General features: G+C 62.4%; 17 protein-coding genes. 4 read left to right on the top strand and 13 right to left on the bottom strand.

The features are described 5' to 3' along the window. Positions 1-198 precede the first annotated feature (198 nt). The 8 genes from mnmA to AB5Y68_RS18310 all read right to left on the bottom strand — a co-directional run bounded on the left by mnmA (position 199) and on the right by AB5Y68_RS18310 (position 7726). The gene (mnmA, locus tag AB5Y68_RS18275; protein ID WP_010673619.1) at positions 199-1305 is read right to left on the bottom strand and encodes a tRNA 2-thiouridine(34) synthase MnmA; all 1107 of its coding nucleotides are present in this window, start codon (positions 1303-1305) and stop codon (positions 199-201) included. A gap of 158 nt (positions 1306-1463) precedes the next feature. Beyond that, entirely contained in the window at positions 1464-1931 is a 468-nt protein-coding gene (locus tag AB5Y68_RS18280) for an NUDIX hydrolase (protein WP_039039255.1), read from the bottom strand. 64 nt (positions 1932-1995) lie between these two features. Beyond that, positions 1996-2904, bottom strand: coding sequence for a pseudouridine synthase (locus AB5Y68_RS18285; protein WP_039039254.1), 909 nt, complete (start codon positions 2902-2904; stop codon positions 1996-1998). An 82-nt stretch (positions 2905-2986) separates the two neighbouring features. Continuing rightward, on the bottom strand, positions 2987-3454 hold the full coding sequence (locus AB5Y68_RS18290; RefSeq protein ID WP_039039253.1) for a GNAT family N-acetyltransferase: 468 nt from the start codon (positions 3452-3454) through the stop codon (positions 2987-2989). Positions 3455-3503: 49 nt separating this feature from the next. Then, complete coding sequence (locus AB5Y68_RS18295) at positions 3504-4265, bottom strand: DUF3142 domain-containing protein (protein WP_039039252.1); 762 nt, start codon at positions 4263-4265, stop codon at positions 3504-3506. 3 nt (positions 4266-4268) lie between these two features. After that, on the bottom strand, positions 4269-6389 hold the full coding sequence (locus tag AB5Y68_RS18300; protein ID WP_039039251.1) for a hypothetical protein: 2121 nt from the start codon (positions 6387-6389) through the stop codon (positions 4269-4271). A gap of 157 nt (positions 6390-6546) precedes the next feature. Next, positions 6547-7329 carry a hypothetical protein gene (locus AB5Y68_RS18305; RefSeq protein WP_039039250.1) on the bottom strand — a complete coding sequence of 261 codons (783 nt, stop codon included), beginning with the start codon at positions 7327-7329 and terminating at the stop codon, positions 6547-6549. Between the two features lie 103 nt (positions 7330-7432). After that, on the bottom strand, positions 7433-7726 hold the full coding sequence (locus tag AB5Y68_RS18310; RefSeq protein ID WP_039039249.1) for a hypothetical protein: 294 nt from the start codon (positions 7724-7726) through the stop codon (positions 7433-7435). 558 nt (positions 7727-8284) lie between these two features. On the opposite strand from AB5Y68_RS18310, the gene AB5Y68_RS18315 reads away from it, so the two are divergent. Continuing rightward, entirely contained in the window at positions 8285-8434 is a 150-nt protein-coding gene (locus tag AB5Y68_RS18315; RefSeq protein ID WP_010673628.1) for a hypothetical protein, read from the top strand. Positions 8435-8518: 84 nt separating this feature from the next. Here AB5Y68_RS18315 and AB5Y68_RS18320 read toward each other — a convergent pair whose 3' ends face one another. Continuing rightward, the gene (locus AB5Y68_RS18320; RefSeq protein ID WP_039039248.1) at positions 8519-9610 is read right to left on the bottom strand and encodes an alpha/beta hydrolase; all 1092 of its coding nucleotides are present in this window, start codon (positions 9608-9610) and stop codon (positions 8519-8521) included. Positions 9611-10020: 410 nt separating this feature from the next. Between AB5Y68_RS18320 and icd the strand changes: the two genes are divergently transcribed. After that, positions 10021-11274: an NADP-dependent isocitrate dehydrogenase gene (icd, locus tag AB5Y68_RS18325; RefSeq protein ID WP_010673630.1), complete on the top strand. Its 1254-nt coding sequence runs from the start codon at positions 10021-10023 to the stop codon at positions 11272-11274. A gap of 66 nt (positions 11275-11340) precedes the next feature. Here icd and AB5Y68_RS18330 read toward each other — a convergent pair whose 3' ends face one another. Together AB5Y68_RS18330 and dsdA are read right to left on the bottom strand one after the other, a co-directional pair. Next, positions 11341-11517 carry a hypothetical protein gene (locus tag AB5Y68_RS18330; protein ID WP_010673631.1) on the bottom strand — a complete coding sequence of 59 codons (177 nt, stop codon included), beginning with the start codon at positions 11515-11517 and terminating at the stop codon, positions 11341-11343. Positions 11518-11856: 339 nt separating this feature from the next. Then, complete coding sequence (gene dsdA, locus AB5Y68_RS18335) at positions 11857-13188, bottom strand: D-serine ammonia-lyase (protein ID WP_039039247.1); 1332 nt, start codon at positions 13186-13188, stop codon at positions 11857-11859. 215 nt (positions 13189-13403) lie between these two features. On the opposite strand from dsdA, the gene dsdC reads away from it, so the two are divergent. Together dsdC and AB5Y68_RS18345 are read left to right on the top strand one after the other, a co-directional pair. Beyond that, on the top strand, positions 13404-14348 hold the full coding sequence (gene dsdC / locus AB5Y68_RS18340) for a DNA-binding transcriptional regulator DsdC (protein WP_039039246.1): 945 nt from the start codon (positions 13404-13406) through the stop codon (positions 14346-14348). Positions 14349-14697: 349 nt separating this feature from the next. Then, positions 14698-15105 (top strand): H-NS family nucleoid-associated regulatory protein, encoded by a 408-nt coding sequence (locus AB5Y68_RS18345; protein ID WP_010673634.1) that lies wholly within the window; start codon positions 14698-14700, stop codon positions 15103-15105. 470 nt (positions 15106-15575) lie between these two features. Here AB5Y68_RS18345 and AB5Y68_RS18350 read toward each other — a convergent pair whose 3' ends face one another. Together AB5Y68_RS18350 and AB5Y68_RS18355 are read right to left on the bottom strand one after the other, a co-directional pair. Then, complete coding sequence (locus AB5Y68_RS18350; protein WP_039039245.1) at positions 15576-16682, bottom strand: 3-deoxy-7-phosphoheptulonate synthase; 1107 nt, start codon at positions 16680-16682, stop codon at positions 15576-15578. 251 nt (positions 16683-16933) lie between these two features. Continuing rightward, positions 16934-17740 carry a siderophore-interacting protein gene (locus tag AB5Y68_RS18355; RefSeq protein WP_039039244.1) on the bottom strand — a complete coding sequence of 269 codons (807 nt, stop codon included), beginning with the start codon at positions 17738-17740 and terminating at the stop codon, positions 16934-16936. Positions 17741-17796 lie beyond the last annotated feature (56 nt).

Consider the following 17796-nt stretch of genomic DNA (forward strand, 5'->3'; position numbering starts at 1 on the left):
TGTTCTGTTCATTCACCGGCCGATGCCATGATCCGGCCTGGACGTTGCCAATCATGTATCGCTGCCTGGTACTGTTTTTCTTTGTCCTCTCTCCCTCAGGGAGAGGGTCAGGGTGAGGGTGGTTACCCCCTCATCCCCAACCCTTCTCCCGCGAGGGGAGAAGGGAGTACAGCGCGGACGCTCATGAGCGCCCAGCCCTTAGACCGGATGGCTGAAACGTTGTTCGATGATGCCGCCGCCCAGACACACTTCCCCGTCGTAGAAGACAGCGGACTGGCCCGGGGTCACTGCAGCCTGTTTCTCGTCGAAGATGACCCGGATGGTCTCATCGTCGATGGGCTGGATCAGGCAGGGGATGTCTTCCTGACGGTAACGGGTCTTGACGGTGCAGCGGCGCGGCGCGCGAATGGGGGTGCGATCAACCCAGTGCAGCTGGCTCGCGACCAGGCCGTCGGAGTAGAGGCGGGGGTGTTCCCCTTGCGCCACCACGAGCGTGTTGCGCTCCACCTCTTTGTCCACCACGTACCAGGCCTCTTCGGTGGCATCTTTGCGACCGCCGATGCCAAGCCCCTTGCGCTGGCCCAGGGTGTGGTACATCAGCCCCTGATGCTCGCCGATGATCTTGCCGTCCACGGTTTCGATGGGACCGGGCTGGGCGGGCAGGAACTTGGCCAGGAAGTCCTTGAACTTGCGCTCACCGATGAAGCAGATGCCGGTGGAGTCTTTCTTCTTGGCGGTGATGAGATCCAGCTGCTCGGCGATGCGGCGCACCTCGGGTTTTTCCAGATCCCCGACCGGGAACAGGCTCTGACCCACCTGGGCTTCGCTCAGGGTATAGAGGAAGTAGCTCTGATCCTTGTTGGTATCCAGACCGCGCAGCAGGCGCGGGCGGCCGGTGCTGTCGTCACGGCGCACATAGTGGCCGGTGGCGATGTAGGTGGCCCCCAGCTCTTCGGCGGCGAATTCCAGGAACGCCTTGAACTTGATCTCCTTGTTGCACAGGATGTCCGGGTTCGGGGTGCGACCCGCCTTGTACTCTTCCAGGAAGTGCTCGAAGACGTTGTCCCAGTATTCGGCGGCGAAGTTGATGGTGTGGAGTTTCATCCCCAGCTTGTCGCAGACGGCCTTGGCATCAGCCAAATCCTGGGCGGCAGAGCAGTACTCGTCCGTGTCGTCTTCTTCCCAGTTCTTCATGAACAAGCCTTCGACCTGATAGCCCTGCTGCTGGAGCAGGTAGGCCGAGACGGAAGAATCCACGCCGCCGGACATGCCGACGATCACCTTGATTTGGCTGTTGTCTGTCATTAGTCGAAGTTACCAGTTCGTTTAAACGGGGCGTATTCTACCAGAGTTTTGCGCCCCCGGTCACATCTCCCTGCCGCCGTTCCCCTCGGAAGCCCGGCGGCGGGAAATCGTTTTTCTTGTCTCGGCCCCATAGCGTCAAAAAGAGCGTCCAATGGCGCTTAGATAAAGGCCTTGAGGGCCGACAGCGGCAGGCGGGTGCCTGCCAGATAGTCCTGGATACACTGCCACACCAGGGGGCTTCGCAGGGCGGGCTTGCACTCGGCAATCTCCTCCAGGCTGAGCCAGTGACAGGCCAGTACGTCACCGTCGGGATCCTCTGGATGGTGCTGACCGGGCGACTTTTCAAGGTCGAAGATGACGGCGGTGCGCACAAAGGTGGCCTCGCTGTCCGCCGGTTTGAAGAGGTAGACCCCAAGCCAGCCGGTGGGCGCGGCGGTGAGTCCGGTCTCCTCCTTCAGCTCGCGGCAGGCTGCCTGGATGAGATCTTCTCCCGGCTCCACGTGGCCGGCGGGCTGGTTGAAGCGGCGCTGGCCCGCAATCTCCTCTTCCACCAGCAAGAAACGCCCCTGCCAGTGCACCAGAGCGGCCACGGTGAGGCGGGTGGGCAGCGGTGGGTGATCGCTCATAAGGACTCCTTGTCTTGTTGGCTGTGCCCCGGCAGGGGCGCTCGATGCAGATCCGCTGTCGCCTTCATTCAGAGGGCTTGGTGCGAGCCGGACGGCGGGCGGTGGTGCGCCCGCCGCTGCGATTGGCCTGGCGCGGGTCTGCCCCGCGGCGGTCCCGCCCCTGAGGTGGATCCTGATCTGTTGGCCGGGCGGTGCGGGGGGCACTGCGGCCAGTGCCCCCGGCTGCGGCGGATGCCCGTGGTTTGCCTTGCGTGGCGACTGGTCGTGGTGCGGTTGCCAGCTCGGGGGCGGGCAGGGCGCGGCTCTCTCCCGGCGCCAGACCATCGAGGGTCCACTCCCCGATGGCGTAGCGGATGAGGCGCAAGGTGGGGTGGCCGATGTGGGCGGTCATGCGCCGCACCTGGCGGTTGCGCCCCTCCACGATTGTTATCTCGAGCCAGCAGGTGGGGATCTCCCTGCGCTCGCGTATGGGCGGGTTGCGTGGCCACACGGCCGGTTCATCCATGATGCGCGCCCCGGCGGGCAGGGTCATGCCGTCGTTGAGCTCCACACCGGCGCGCAGGGCGGCCAGTTGCTCCTCGCTCGGGATGCCTTCCACCTGCACCCAGTAGGTCTTGGGGGTCTTCTCTCCCGGCTGGGTGAGGCGAGCCTGCAACTTGCCGTCGTTGGTGAGCAGCAAGAGCCCTTCGCTGTCTCGATCCAGCCTGCCCGCGGCATAGATGCCGGGCTCTTTGATGTAATCCTTGAGGGTCTCGCGGCCCGCCTCGTCGGTGAACTGGCAGAGCACCATGTAGGGCTTGTTCAGGAGCAGCAGCTTGCGATCCACCGGGGCGGGGGCCGGTTTGCGCTCGTTGACCCTCCCTGGGTGCCGGGCCTCCCGGCGTTGGGATGGGCGCACCGTGGTGGGCCCGCTGGCCGTGCTGCCTGCGTCAGGGCGGGCGGAGAGGGAGAGACGGGGACGGGCTGATTTCATCGCATGCCTACCAAAAACAGGGGATGGCGGAGTGTACCACAGGGGGCGGCCATCAGGGGGAGAGCGGGGCTTCCCTCTCGGGTCAGGGGGAGGCGGTGTCCGGCGCCAGTGCAAGGGAGAGGCGCAGCATGTCCTTGTGCTGGATGCCTTGCTCCATCAGGGGCTCGGGATAGTGGATGAGGAAGTGATCCTTCACGACGGCATGGACGCGAAAGCCGTGGCGCTGGTAATAGGTGAGCTGGTGGCCGAAGCTGCCGGTACCGAGTTCGACGCGGCCTATCCCCTTCCCGGCCAGGTTCTCCAGCACGAAGCGCAGCAGGCCGGAGCCGATGCCCTGCTGCTGGCGGTTGGGGGCAACGGCGATGTTGAAGATCTCGGCGGTTTGCTCCCCCACCAGGCCCGCCACGCAGGCCCCCACGACCTCGTTGTCCGCCAGGGCGGCAAAGCCCCAGGCCCCGGGCAGGTAGGCGGCGATGCGCGACGCGGCGGGATCGGCCTCCAGCAGCAGGGCCAGCGGCAGGTGAGCGGGGTTCATCTCGACAAACGTCATCCTTGTTTCTCTCCCTGTTTGTGGCGCCCCGATAGGGTTCACCCGCGTCTCAGTGGGCGTCATGCCGGGGAACAGGGGGGCTGGTCCCCGGGATCGGCGCCGGGCGGTTGAGCAGGAAGACCACCTCGCCCCGGTAGTGGGGGGAGGCGGCCAGTGTTGTCTGCCAGGCGGGATCCCACTCCCCATCCTGCACCAGCCCTACCTTGAACGGGATGGTCAGGTGCGCCATGGCGGGCAGATAGGCCTGATAGCCCGGCACCGTGCGCGTGCCCTGATAGGTCTGGATCACCAGCTCGTCCACGGGCAGGCGATTGAGCTCTGCCACGTCCCCCGTTTTCGCCCAGTCGAGCAGCCCCGTCACGCTGAGCTTGCACCCGGGAGGCAGGGCGCGCCGCAGTTGTTGCAGGGCGTTGCCATAGCGATCGAGCTGGCGGGTCGCCGCATCGAAGTCGATCTGGATGCCCGCCACCCTGGCCCCGGCCGCGCGCCACCCCTCGTAGAGGCGCACCAGCACCTGCTCGTGGGCGGGGGAGAGGGGGAGGGCGTTGACACGCACCACCAGCCAGACCTGCCCGGCCTTGAGAGGGGAGGGAACCCGCCCCAGCTTGACGAAGCGGGGGCCGCCGGGCCTGTCCAGGATCTCCCCCTGATGCAGATAGAGGGTGCTGGCCTGTTCCAGTACCGGCTGGTGGCGGGTGGCGGACCAGAGCCAGAAGGCGTCATAGGCGCTGGCATCGACACTGGCCTCAAGGGGGGTGGCCAGGGCCGTCAGCAGCAGCGCCAGCAGGGCGCGTTCAGAGCGTCTGCTCATGGCTCACCAGTAGTATTTGAGGGATCTGGCCCACACCGAGTTGCCATAGCGCTGCTTGAGGGTGTTGAACCAGGCCTGCCGTGTGCGTTTTGGGATCTCCTGGCTGTCGCAACTGTTGTAGCCGGAGGGGGCATAGCACTGGATGGCGCGATAGAGGGCATAGCTCTTGTCTTCGGGCTCCGCCTTGGGGTTGGCCATCACGGCCTGATAGAGGGCGAGGCGACTCGGGAACGTGGGGCGCTCGTCTTGCGCCAGCCCCCAGATCATCTCGCGATCCTGCCACAGGTCGATATGGGGATCCCGGCTGCGCAGGTACTCCCCGAAGCAGTTGAGGGCATGACCATCGTCGGGGCGCTGCACCAGGGTGCCAAGGGTCTGGGCCAGATCCCGGCAGTGGTAGCCCTGGGGCGTCCCCTCTCCACGCCACTGGAACGCCGAGAGGCGCACATCCCCGTTGGGCACGGGCTCCCAGGGGGCGTCGGCGGGAGGGGTCGCCTCCTTGTAATCGGCGGGGATGAGGGCCACATCCTGCAAGAAGGTGGCCGGGTCGCTGGCGATGAGATCCCGCACCAGCAGGGTATGGAGCGCAATCTGCCGCTCCGCCGCGCTCGGGCCCTGACTGGCTTGCTGGCGCAACAGGGCGGGGTCGGCCTCCTGCTTGAGCACGGCCGCGCGGATGCGCAGCTGGGTGATGGGGCTGCCCGGCTGGAAGATGGTGGCCGTGTTGCCGGTGCGCACCCAGTGATCCGCCAGCACGTTCTCCACGAACGCCTGCTGGGCCTGACCCAGGGGGGAGGCCACCAGTGCCATCAGGGCCTGCTCGGCCTTGTCGAAGGCCTTCATGCCCTGCCAGGCCCAGATGCGCAGCATCTGGTGGCTGAATGCCAGGGTGGCGTCCTCCTGCCCCGGGGAGGGCAGGGCCAGCACCTGCTCGAACTGCTTGTCCAAAAAGAGGGCGTAGGCCTTGAGATAGGCCGCCTGCGCCTGGTGACCGGTTTTTTGCAGGTGCGCGATGGCGTCGTCCAGCTGGGCATCTTGCCAGTCCCGCGGCCGCTCATAGGTCGGTCTGAGACCCCGCAGGGCATTGACGAACAGCAGCGCCGGTTGAGCCGAGTCCTGATAGGCCGCCTGATGGCGATAGGCATCGCCACTGAGCAGGGTAAGATCGATCTCGTTGACCAGGGCCTCCAGCGCCGGCAAGGGCTGGCGGGTTGCCATGGCCTCGTCATAGGCATCCCGCAGGGCGCCGAGATCACCGGACATCCACTGGATGCGTCTGAACAGTCCTCTGGTCGAGCTGGCGTAGCGCCCTTGCGGGTAGGCCACCAGATAGGCCTGGCCCTGGGCCATGGCGCGGCGAAGGGCCTCCTTGTCACTCCTGGTCACGTCCTGATCGCCGTATTCGTCCTTCGCCTCCTTCATCGCGAGGTTGATCTCCGTGCGCATCACCATGTAGGTCGCGCTCTCGGCCACCCAGGGGGCCTTGGCCTGCTGCAAGGCGGCAAAGCCTGCGCGGGCCTCCTCGAAGCGGCTCTCGTAGAAGTGCCGGGCGGCCTGCAGATACCCCTGCCACTCCAGGGCAGCATCGCTCATTTCGGTCGCGGGGGCCGGGCTCTCCTGTTGACCCAGGATCAGCAGACGGCTTCGCAGCAGCGACGTGCGCTCCGGGGCGGGCACCTCGCTCTGCTCGAGGGCGTCGAGAAACGCGCTGACCGAGGAGAGGGAGTTGGAGATGGCGTGGCCGTAGAGGGAGTCGTGGCCCGCGTAGTGCTCGAGCAGCGGTGGGAGGGACGGGTCGTAGGCGGCCAGCCGGCTGCCGAGCTGCTCGCGCAGCGCCGGGTCCTCCACCTCCTCCGGCTGGGGGAGGCGGGTGAGGTAGAACAGCGGCTGGCTGCGCTCGTTCAGCGGATCCGCCGGCAGGGTGAAGGGGAGGGGGTGATGCTGGGCATCCCCCAGCAGCATCAGCAGGTTGCCCCGGGTGTCGTTCTCGTTGAGATAGAGCGGATAGGTGGGGAGAGGGCAGTCGGTGAGCCAGAAGCCGCACCCGTCACCGTCGCCGGAGGCGAGGGCGGGCAGTGCAACCAGCGTCATCGCCAGCACCGAGCAGTGGGTCAGAGATGTCATGGGATCGCTATCCGTTTGTGGGCCCGCGCCGTGCGTGACGCCCGGGCCGGAAAAGGGGGTTCGCAGTGGCGGGCAATAGTACGAAAGAGGGTCACAAACGACAACCCATTCTGACCTGGTCGGCGCTCTCCCTGTCAGGACGCCTGCGCCATGCCGTCTATTTCGGGGCGGCCTTGTCAGGCCGGTAGCGGGTCTCGGTTATCTGGTCGAGGCGCAGGATCAGGGTGTCACCCCCCTTGAGGCGATAGGCGCAGTGGGAGGTGTTGCAGCCGATGCGGATATGGGGTTCATCCCCCAGCAGAGGTGACTGGCTATGGGCCTTACTCTCTGGCCAGTTGCCTTGTTCGAGGAGGGTGATCTGCTTGTTAGCCTCTTTCTCCCCCATGGGTCTGGTGTATTCAGATGCCCAGATGACCAACAGGATAGGAAGCATGAAAAGTGCAAATTTCAAATAGGTATTCTTTAACCAAATCAGACAACTAAATGTAAATGGAGCGGGATAGGTGCGGGCAATTTTCCCACCCTTCATCACGATGGGAAGCAGAACAAAAAAGCGGACCACCCACCATGAGAGAGTCAAGCGCCACCTCACCTTGAAAAACAGGCATGAGAGCGTGGCAAAGAGCACTCCAACTGTTATGACGAGAGGGAACACGTAAGGCAAGAGCAGCTGTAGCAGCAGCAGGAATCCGTGAAAAAGAGTGACATCCGCGGGTTGGGAGAACTCGGTGTATTCAAGACCGAAGCGGTCAAGGTAGCCGTGGTAATATCGCATCCCGACCAAATAGATAGCCGCTGTCAGCAAGGGGAGCAGGGCGCACAGGATGCCGACAAACCCTGGCATGCCTACTTTTTCTTCTTCCTCGTCTTTTGCTGCCCGTAGCGCTTGCAGATGCTTCTTGAGCCACTTGCGCTTCAGTGCGGTTAAATCCTTTTCCATCTGAGATGTCTCCCTGTCCCGAGTGCGTGCTCTTTGCAGCTTTGCGGGTGTCAGTATCTGCCATCGCCATACATCGCCATACAAAAAGGGCGAATGTGGATGCTTATATCGGGGGCTCTTCGGTGCGAAAGAGCGCCTTGCCGCAGGCGAGGCAGGTGTGGCGAAAGCGATGATCAGGCCAGCCGGTCTGGGGGTGGCCCAGCACCTTGTCGGAGCCGCAGGCGCAGCAGCGCGCCCCATGTTCATCGTCGATGGCGCATTCGGGATGCTGGTGCAGGTAGTCGGCGCGGGTGGGCAGGCGCAGCCAGTCGGGCTGGGCATGGCGCTGGTTCCAGAAATAGCACCCATAGAAGGTGCCTGCGGCGACGGGCAGGGCAAACCACCAGAAGAGATCCATGTCATGACTCCGACGAGAGGGGATGAGGGCGGCAACAACCCGCTCAGCAGGCGCGGTGCGGCCCCATTTTATCGGGGCGGGAGTGGGGCGGGATATGCCCGGATGGGTAACAAGCGAACCTGCTGGTGGTCGGGTTGGCAAGCCGCAGGGTCGGGGTTGGGGATTATCTATCCATTAAAGAGATGGGTTGTGTCATAACCCATCGCATTTTTGGATGGACAAGGGGGCCTTTCCGGTCGCAAAGCCCGGAGAGCGGGGCGTTTTTGTGAAAAAAAATGTGCATATCCTCGTCATGCCGATCTCAAGGGTGTCATTGAGCGAGTGATAAATATCAAGATATTGATATAAATGGTAAAAGAAGTGTTTTTATCAGGCGTTTTCAGGGTGGTCGATGGGGTTTCATAAGGAGCTTCAACCCATTTTCTAGATTGGTTTTTGCATAATCAATCGTTTATTTTGTTGGACAATTGGGGAAAACCTGGTGTCCAATCGGGTGAGCAGGTTGGCCAAACAGTGCCGTCAGCCAGTGTGTAACCCGAGATGTAAGGAGACATCCTGATGGAAAAACTTGACCAAAAAATCGACACCATGCGCCAGGAATTCGAGTCCCAGGGGCAAAAACAGGCCCAGGACAGATGGCAGGCCAGGGTCGATGAACTGCAACGGGAGCGCAGCGAAGCGCCCCAGCCGGAAGCGGCAGAACACTAGCCCCTGGCGGCCTTGTGGCCACCAAGTGAGCGCATAATGAAAAACCACCGCCCTGTTCGGGGCGGTGGTTTTTTTGCGCAGTGGCTAGAGGCGATAGAGGTTCTGGGCCGCATCGAACAGCTCCGCGCTCTCGCCGGTGCCGCCGTTGAAGACGGTGTGGAAGAAGCGCAGCACCTTCTCGTTGGCGAGGGCATCCCCTTCGAAGTAGGCGTGAGAGTCCCCCACATGGGGCTGATTGGTCACGTCCACGTAGGTGGCCGTTCTGGCATCCAGCCGCCGGGTGTAGTGGCCGAGCCTCGCCTTTTGCTGCTCCCCCATCTTCATGCGCGATGCCATCAGGGCACCATCGCGCTCATTGATGGTGATGTAGAGGCGGTTGCGACACTGGATGCGATCGACCCACTGGGCGTGAAGCTCGTTGTTGGTGTCGGCGGCGGCCATGATGATGTTGTCGAACAGCAGCTGGTTGGCGTGGTAGGTGGTGCTGCCCAGCAGGTGCTTGAACAGGTAGTTGCCCATGCTGTGCAGCAGCAGGTTGATGGTGAAGGGGCAGCGCTTGTTTACCTCCTTGGCGAAGTAACGATCCCAGGCCTCGCCGTTGTCGGCGAACTTCTTCTGGGCCTTCTCTTCCAGCTGCGTCACATACTGGCCGTTGAACTCGTCGAGCAGCCCCTTCATCTTCTCCAGCACCCGGTCAAGGGCACCGGCCGAGGCCAGGGCATCGCGCTTGTCGCTCTTGTAGCTCAGCACGCCCCGGGCGCCGCCGCCATTGGCGGGCCAGCTGAAGCAGAGCACCTCGACGCCGTACCGGGCCTCGAGCCCCGCGGCTCGCTCCAGCACATCGTCAAGATCGTTGTTGAAGCCGTGTACGAACAGCAGCAGGTGTTTGCCGGTCTTGAGCTTCTGCTTGGCCGTGCTGCCGGTCCCGGCGCAGCGCTCCAGCAGCTTGCGCGCCACATAGGCGCTGGCCGGGTGGGGGAGGTCGGGGTCAAGGCCGACGCTGGCGGCCATCTCGGCGGTGATCTGATCCGGCAGCAGGTCCAGCTGCCACTGTTTGCCCTGACGCCGGGCCTCGGCGAGGCGCAGTTCGTTGGGGCCCTCTGCGGGTTTTTCGCCAAAGATCTCGCTGGGGGTCTTGCCCTGCTCGTTGACCATCCGGTTGGTGACGATAAACATGGTGTTCTCCTTGTTGTCGTGCTCTCTTCATGATCGGCCCCGCCCCGGGCGCCCCGATCACTGGCAAAGAGCCTAGTCCGGATCCGGCTGCCTGTCCCCCGGCGCGCCTTGCCTCGCCAAAGGGGTTACGACGATGTAAAGGCGAACGGGATTTGGGGGAGTGGCGCCTTCGGGGCGGCGAGGGCAGGAAGACGCTGTCATCAAGAGAGGAAGAGGCCCGGATGGACGGGGCCTGCGCCTCGTCAGGAGCAGAGGGCAGCGAGGGAGGAGGGGATCCTCAGGCGCACTGTGATCCACTCCCCGACTATGGTCTGACATGCACGCCCGCTATTTGATTATGCAAATGGATGGGCTTAAGATGGCCGCGCGCAACGATCAGATTGATAACAAACGGAAGTTAGGAGATGCCGATGGAAAGCAAAGTAGTTATCCCGACCCAGGGCCAGAAAATCACAGTCGATGCCAGCGGCAAGCTGCAGGTTCCCCACAATCCCATCATTCCGTTTATCGAAGGGGATGGTATCGGTGTGGACGTGACCCCGGCCATGTTGAATGTGGTGAATGCTGCGGTCGAGAAAGCCTACAAAGGCGAGCGCAAGATCGCCTGGATGGAGATCTATACCGGCGAGAAATCGACTCATGTCTATGGCGAAGGTGCCTGGCTGCCGGCCGAAACCCTGGATTTCATTCGTGAATACTGCGTGGCCATCAAAGGCCCGCTGACCACCCCGGTCGGCGGCGGTATTCGCTCCCTCAACGTGGCCCTGCGCCAGGAGCTGGATCTCTACGTCTGTCTGCGCCCGGTCCGTTACTACGAAGGGACCCCGAGCCCGGTCAAGCACCCCGAGCTGACCGACATGGTGATCTTCCGCGAGAACGCCGAAGACATCTACGCCGGCATCGAGTGGAAGGCGGACAGCGATGAAGCCAAGAAGGTGATCGCTTTCCTGCAAAACGAGATGGGCGTGAAGAAAATTCGCTTCCCCGAGTCCTGCGGCATCGGCATCAAGCCCATGTCCAAGGCCGGTACCGAGCGTCTGGTCCGTGCCGCCATCGAGTACGCCATCGACAACGATCGCGACTCCGTGACCCTGGTGCACAAGGGCAACATCATGAAGTTCACCGAAGGTGCCTTCAAGGATTGGGGCTATGCCCTGGCCCAGAAAGAGTACGATGCCCAGCTCATCGACGGCGGCCCCTGGTGCTCCTTCAAGAACCCGAAAACCGGCAAGACCATCGTGGTCAAGGACGTCATCGCCGATGCCTTCCTGCAACAGATCCTGCTGCGTCCGGCCGAGTATGACGTCATTGCCTGTATGAACCTCAACGGCGACTACATCTCCGACGCGCTGGCGGCCCAGGTTGGCGGCATCGGCATCGCACCGGGTGCCAACATCGGCGATGGCGTTGCCCTGTTCGAAGCCACCCATGGCACCGCGCCGAAATACGCTGGCCAGGACAAGGTCAACCCGGGCTCCCTCATCCTCTCTGCCGAGATGATGCTGCGCCACCTGGGCTGGACCGAGGCGGCTGACCTCATCGTCAAGGGGATGGAAGCGGCCATCGCCAACAAGACCGTCACCTATGACTTCGAGCGTCTGATGGAAGGGGCCACCCTGCGTTCCTGCTCCCAGTTCGCCCAGGACATGATCGACCAGATGTGATCCGGGTCGTTGAAATGCAAAACCGGCGCCATGAGCGCCGGTTTTTTTATGGAGGAGAGCAGGTCGTCAGGTGGTTTTTTCCACGTGCTGCTCGTAGATCTGCTGCCATTTGCTGGTCTCGGCCTCATCTCCACGGGCCTGCCAGAATTCGCAGATGGAGCTGGCGAGCTCGGATGCCATGGCGTGGTCTCCGTCACGGCGGCTCATCAGATATTGTCCCAACCAGCTTTGATATTGTTTCATCGCCCGATCTCCTTATCTAAGGTGCCCAGAGGGGAGTGCTCCAGGCGTCAAGGTCGCGCAGGAGCGATTCGAACTGGGCACATGTTGTGCTGCGCCCGGCAGGTGTTGGTCGCCGGAACCGGTGGTTATCTCACCGGAAAAAGGGGACAACGGGGCGCAGATGTCAAAAAACGGTCTCTATCGTATCACAAAATAACCAGTCGGTGGGGCTGGATGACAAATCAGGCTGTCCAGCAGTCTGGCCGTCTGTGTCATGGTGGCGAGGGCTGAGGTGCCATCTTGCTGATCTCGCAGCAGAAAAACCCGCCAGGTCGGCGGGTCACGGGGGCGAAAAAAAGATCAGATCCGGGCGCAGGCCAGGTATTTTTCCATCTCCTCGGCGGGCACCATGCCGCCGCCGGTGGCCCACACCAGGTGGGTGGCCCCGGCCATCTTGGCTGCATCCAGTCCCTGCCCACTCTGCCACTCAAGGTTGGCGGCCACTCGCCAGGGGCCTGCCATGCCCGCCAGTGCCGAGGGCTCGAGCCGGATTTCTTCATCCCGGGCCAGGAGCCCCAGCAGGTCGTACATCTCCTGATCGCTCAGGGTGTAGAAGCCCGCAAGCAGGCGTTCCATGGCGCGGCCGACAAAACCGGAGGCGCGTCCCACCGCGAGGCCGTCGGCGGCGGTGAGGTTGTCGATGCCAAGGTCTTGCACCGCAATGGCATCGTGCAACCCGGTGTAGACCCCGAGCAGCATGCAGGGGGAGTGGGTGGGCTCGGCGAAGAAGCAGTGCACGTTGTCCCCGAACGCCAGCTTGAGGCCAAAAGCCACTCCGCCGGGGCCACCGCCGACGCCGCAAGGCAGGTAGACGAAGAGCGGATGGTCGGCGTCCACCCTGATGCCCATCTCGTCGAACTGCTTTTTCACCCGCTCGCCTGCCACCGCATAGCCGAGGAACAGGGTGCGGGAGTGCTCGTCATCGATGAAGAAACAGGCGGGGTCGCGCTCGGCCTCCTTGCGCCCCTGCTCCACCGCCACCCCGTAATCCTCGGCATATTCCACGACGATGGCGCCATGTTCGCGCAATTTTTGCTTCTTCCACTCCCGCGCATCGGCGGACATGTGGACGGTGACGCGAAAGCCGAGGCGGGCGCTCATGATGCCGATGGAGAGGCCGAGGTTGCCGGTCGACCCCACCGCGATGCTGTACTGGCTGAAGAAGTGGCGGAACTCGTCCGAAAACAGCGTGCGATAGTCATCCGTCTCGCGCAGCAGCCCAGCCTGGATGGCCAGGTGTTCGGCATGGGCCAGCACCTCGTGGATGCCGCCGCGCGCCTTGATGGAGCCGGAGATGGGCAGATGGCTGTCTTGTTTGAGCAGCAACCTGCCGGTGAGTTTGACGCCGTAGCGCCCATTGAGGGTCCCCTGCAGGGTCGGGATGGCGGCGATCCCGGACTCGATGATGCCGTGGCTGGCGCGGGTTTCGGGGAAGGCCTCACACAGGTAGGGGGCGAAGCGGGCGAGCCGGGCGGAGGCGGCGGCCACATCGTGCCGGGTGAGCCCCACATGGGGCAATCCTTCCGCGAGGGAGGTGGCCCCCGGATTGAACCAGGTCACAGGGGTGAGGGCGATCAGCGGTTCGAGCAGGGGGAAGCGGGCGATGAGCCCGGCAATGTCGGTGTGTGTCATGAAAGCCTCGCGGGGTGGTGGCGGAATCATCCCATTGAACGGCGCCAGCGTTGCCATGACAAATGATAAAACGCGTGGCTTGGATGAGCGCAGTTGATGCAAATGGTCATCTACCCTGCTGTCTCTTCGCATACGGATGAGTTGAGTCTTCCTGGTGAATGCAAACCTCGCCCTTCTGGTATCATCTGCCAGATAAAAGAGAGGGAGGCCCAACCATGCAACGCGATGAGCACCCGGGGGTGAGGAGCAAGCTGCTCAGCAGCCATCAGCTCGCCAGGCTCCACACCTTCGAGGCGGCGGCCCGCCACGGCTCCTTTGCGCTCGCCGCCGACGAGCTCTCCTTGAGCCCAAGCGCGGTGAGCCACCGCATCTCGGCCCTGGAAGAGGCGCTCGGGTTTTTGCTGTTCCAGCGCTTTCACCGCAAGGTGGCCTTGACCACGGAGGGGCAGCGCATTTTCTGGGCGCTCACCTCTTCCCTGGAGTTCATCAATCAGGAGGTGCTGGAGATCAGGGAGCAGGCGCTGTCGGGATCCCTGACGCTGCACTCGCGCCCCTCCATCGCCCAGTGCTGGCTGGTGCCAAGGCTCGCCGATTTTTCCCGTCTGCATCCTCACATCGAGCTCAACCTGCTGACGGGCAACGAGCACATCAACCTGCACGGCTACGGCATCGATCTGACCCTCAACTTCGATGCCAGAACCCCGACGGGCCTGGCCATTCACCCCCTGATGGATGAATTCATGGTGCCGGTGTGCAGCCCGCAATACGCCAGCGACCACGGTCTGATGGGGGAGGTGGAGAATCTGCAGCAGTGCCGCCTTCTCCATGACAGGCAAGCCTGGGGTCTGGACACCGACAGCGACGAGTGGCGCACCTGGGGGAGTCACTGGCATCTCTCCCTGGAGGCTTGCTCGTCACACATGGGATTTGATCGAGCGGATCTGGCGATCCTTGCCGCCACCCACCACGCCGGTGTCGCCATGGGGCGCAGGCAACTGGCAAGCCAGGCGCTGGCGAGCGGAGCGCTGGTGATGCCCTTCCCGGATATGGCGGTGCGCTGCGAGCCGCGTTATTACCTGGCGACCCTCCCTCATCGCCAGTGTCCCAAGATCCAGGCATTCATCCGCTGGATACAGGATCAGGCGCAAGGGGCATCCTGAAACGGGACCTGGTTTATTGTCCGCGAAGGTCATGGCCATGAGCGCACTATTTGTACAATAAGTGTCGGCACTGCTGCTAAATGACCTGGCGCAGAGCGACGCGGGTAAGAGATAACAGCGTGTGCAACGGATGAGGTGAACCAGAGATTAACCGGGGAAAATAGAAAATAAAGTCCGTGAGGGTATTCCCAATAAGTATCAGGCAGGGAATTAACCACGGTGAATAATGTCCATATGGTGTCAGCGCGCTGCCGGATGGTATAAAAACATTATGTTGTTATCCAATGGGCATGCTATTCTCAAATCGTGTTATCCCTGTGACATACAAAAATAATTCTGTGAGGAAGTAATGAACGAGTTTCTGAAGGTTCTGCTGAACATTCGCAGCTTGCGCGCTGCCATTCGTGAACTGCCGTTTGAGCAACTGCAAGAAGCGAAAGAAAAGTTTGACCTGGTATATAACGAGCGTGCCGAGTCCGTTGAACAGGAACGTGCCGAACAGGAAGAGCGTCAGCGCAAACTGAATGAATTCACCGAAATGCTGCAACAGGCTGGTATCGATCCCCGTGAGCTGATCGGCAGCGTGGCGGCTCCGGCTGCGGCGGGCACCACCAAGAGCAAGCGTGCTCCCCGTCCTGCGAAATACAAGTACCAGGAAGACGGTCAGGAGAAGACCTGGACCGGTCAGGGTCGTATGCCCAAGGCCATCGCCGAGCAAGTTGCGCTGGGCAAGGATCTGAACGATTTCCTGATCTGATCGCCGGATCCGGATCTCGATAATGCCGCCTGCAGGGCGGCATTGTTATTTTCAGGGTTCAGAGGATGTTGCAGTAAAACCCAATTGCGCAGGTTACTCCGGTTAATTGGAGAGCCTCGTCTGGAATAGCCATAACCATCATGTGCCCAATAAAGTTGGCGCATCATCTTCCACGCCACCTTGCCACTTATACGCACTGAGGACTCATACAGCCCGTGTTTCTTCGTCCCTTGTGAGAAACGATCATGGATACCTGCTGTGACAGAATGAAATAGCGGCGGTGGATCCTCATCTGTATGCCTGAGCGGCCCGTCTCTTTTTCATGCTGATGCATGACGCCCACCGCCTATTAATTTATCCCCTCTATTTATGGTCTGTTTGACACCGCTCTTCTGCGATATATCCGCACGATGCCGGACAATGTGTGGATGAGGCAGACACGGATTGGTGGCAAACAAATAAACCGAATGCTAGATGACGGGTTGTCCGAGTTCAGACTGAACGGCGTGTGTGTATTTTCTCCGGGTGCGGCGACGGGCCTGGACCGCCTCTGCCAGCATGGCAAGCAGGTGTTCACTCTCTTTCCAGCAGAGGCAGGCATCGGTCACTGACAGACCGTATTGCAGCTCACCCAGAGGAGCCGGTTTCTGGTTTCCTCCCAGCAAGAAGCTCTCGACCATGACGGCGGCGATGGCTTGGCTCCCTTCGCTCAGCTGGCGACAGAGCTCTTTGGCGACCTTCAGCTGGTTCGTGTGCAGCTTCTGGCTGTTGCCATGGCTGCAATCCACCATCAGGCGAGGGGGGAGTCCCTGGCGGGTGAGGCGGTCTGCTGCCTCCGCCACATCGCTCTGGTGGTAGTTGGGCAGGATGCCGCCACGCAGAATGATATGGCCGTCGGGATTGCCTTCGCTCTTGATCACCACCATGCCGCCCTGGCTGCCGGGGGCGGTGAAGAGATGGGAGGCGGTACTGGCCTGGATGGCATCGATGGCGACCCGGATATTGCCGTCCGTACCGTTCTTGAATCCCACGGGGCAGGGCAGTGCGGAGGCCAATTGCCGGTGGACCTGAGACTCCGTGGTGCGTGCCCCGATGGCGCCCCAGCTGACGAGATCGGCGAGATAGAGAAAGCTGGTGGTGTCGAGGAATTCGGTGGCGGTGGCGAGCCCCAGCCCATTGATGTCGAGCAGCACCTGGCGTGCCAGATGCAATCCCCGATTGATGTCGTTGCTGCCGTCCAGGTGCGGATCGAAGACCAGCCCCTTCCAGCCCACCGTGGTGCGCGGCTTTTCAAAATAGGCGCGCATGACTATCTGAAGGCTGTCTTGATAGGCGGTGGCAAGCCCTGCCAGCCGTCCGGCATAGTCCAGGGCCGCGACGGGATCATGGATGGAGCAGGGGCCAATCACGACCAGCAGGCGATCGTCTTCACCTGCCAGGATCCGGCGTGCCTGATGGCGCTGGCTGTCGATGTGCCGGGCCATGTCGGCCGGACAGGGGTGCTGCGCCAGCAGCTCGGCAGGGGTGGGGAGCGCCTCTATGGCGAAGGCGCGCATGACCGAATTCAAAACTGCCATCTGGAGTTACCTTGCTGTGCATGTGTGCGATGGGGAACCCTTATGCGGCATCCTGTTGGGAGCAGACAGGTTCACGGCTCATCGCAGTTATTGAGAATGATTGTCATTATCTTGGTGTTTGTCTCAAATGCAAGCGCAATGAAATCGCCAGGCGAAGATGGGGGGAGAGGGAACGATGGCGGGGGAACCGCAGCAAAAGCAGGCCGCTTCCCCGAGGGAAGAAGCCCGCCAGTCACAAGATAAAGAGGGGGTCAGCTGTCCATCACGGCGTGCCTGTCCTGGTGGTAGGCGTCTTCATCCTTGCCGCTGCGCCAGTAGGGGACTGCGTAGACCCGCTGGCGCTCGGCATCCAGGGTGCGTCTGACGTGGCGGCGCAGCGGCACGACCAGGCTCTCTTCCCCGCCAAACCAGAAATAGCTCCCCTCGGCGACCATGGGCTGGGCGGTGAAATGCGCCACCAGGGTCGCGGCCTGTTCCGGATTGCCCACGAACCAGCGCAGGTCGACGCCGGCCGGCAGCGACAGATCCTGCACGTCGTCCTGATGGGGGACCAGCAGGGCGATATGGCCGCGGGCATGGGACGGCATCACCTCCACCATGGCGCTGATGGCGGGCAGGGCGGTGAGATCCCCCGCCATGTAATAGTGCTCGGCCATTTGCAGCATGGGGTCGGGACCGCCCGGGCCCGAGATGGCGAGCCTGTCACCCGGTTTGGCGTGCAGGGCGAAACGACTGGCGGGGCCGGCCTCGCCGTGCAGGGCGAAGTCGATGTCGAGCTCCAGCGCCTCCCGGCGAAACGCGCGTATGGTGAAGGTGCGAATGACGGGTTTCTGGGCGGGATCGAGCCAGCGAGGCCCCTTGTCGGTGGGGGTGGGCAACACTATCTCGCGCTGATCCGGTCGGGGCAGCATGATCTTGACATGAGCACCGCCACAGCTGAAGGGGTAGTCCACAAGCTCGGGGCTGGTCAGGCAGATTCGGCGCAGGTGCGGGCTCACATCCTGAACATGCTTGACGGTGAGCAGGCGGGGGCGATTGGCCGGGGCGGGTTGAGACATGGGCATACTCCTGGCTGATGATGGCGCCCATTCTTGATGAAATGAAAATTATTATC

It is taken from the genome of Aeromonas sp. R6-1, from assembly GCF_040908165.1.
Lineage (GTDB): Bacteria > Pseudomonadota > Gammaproteobacteria > Enterobacterales > Aeromonadaceae > Aeromonas > Aeromonas caviae.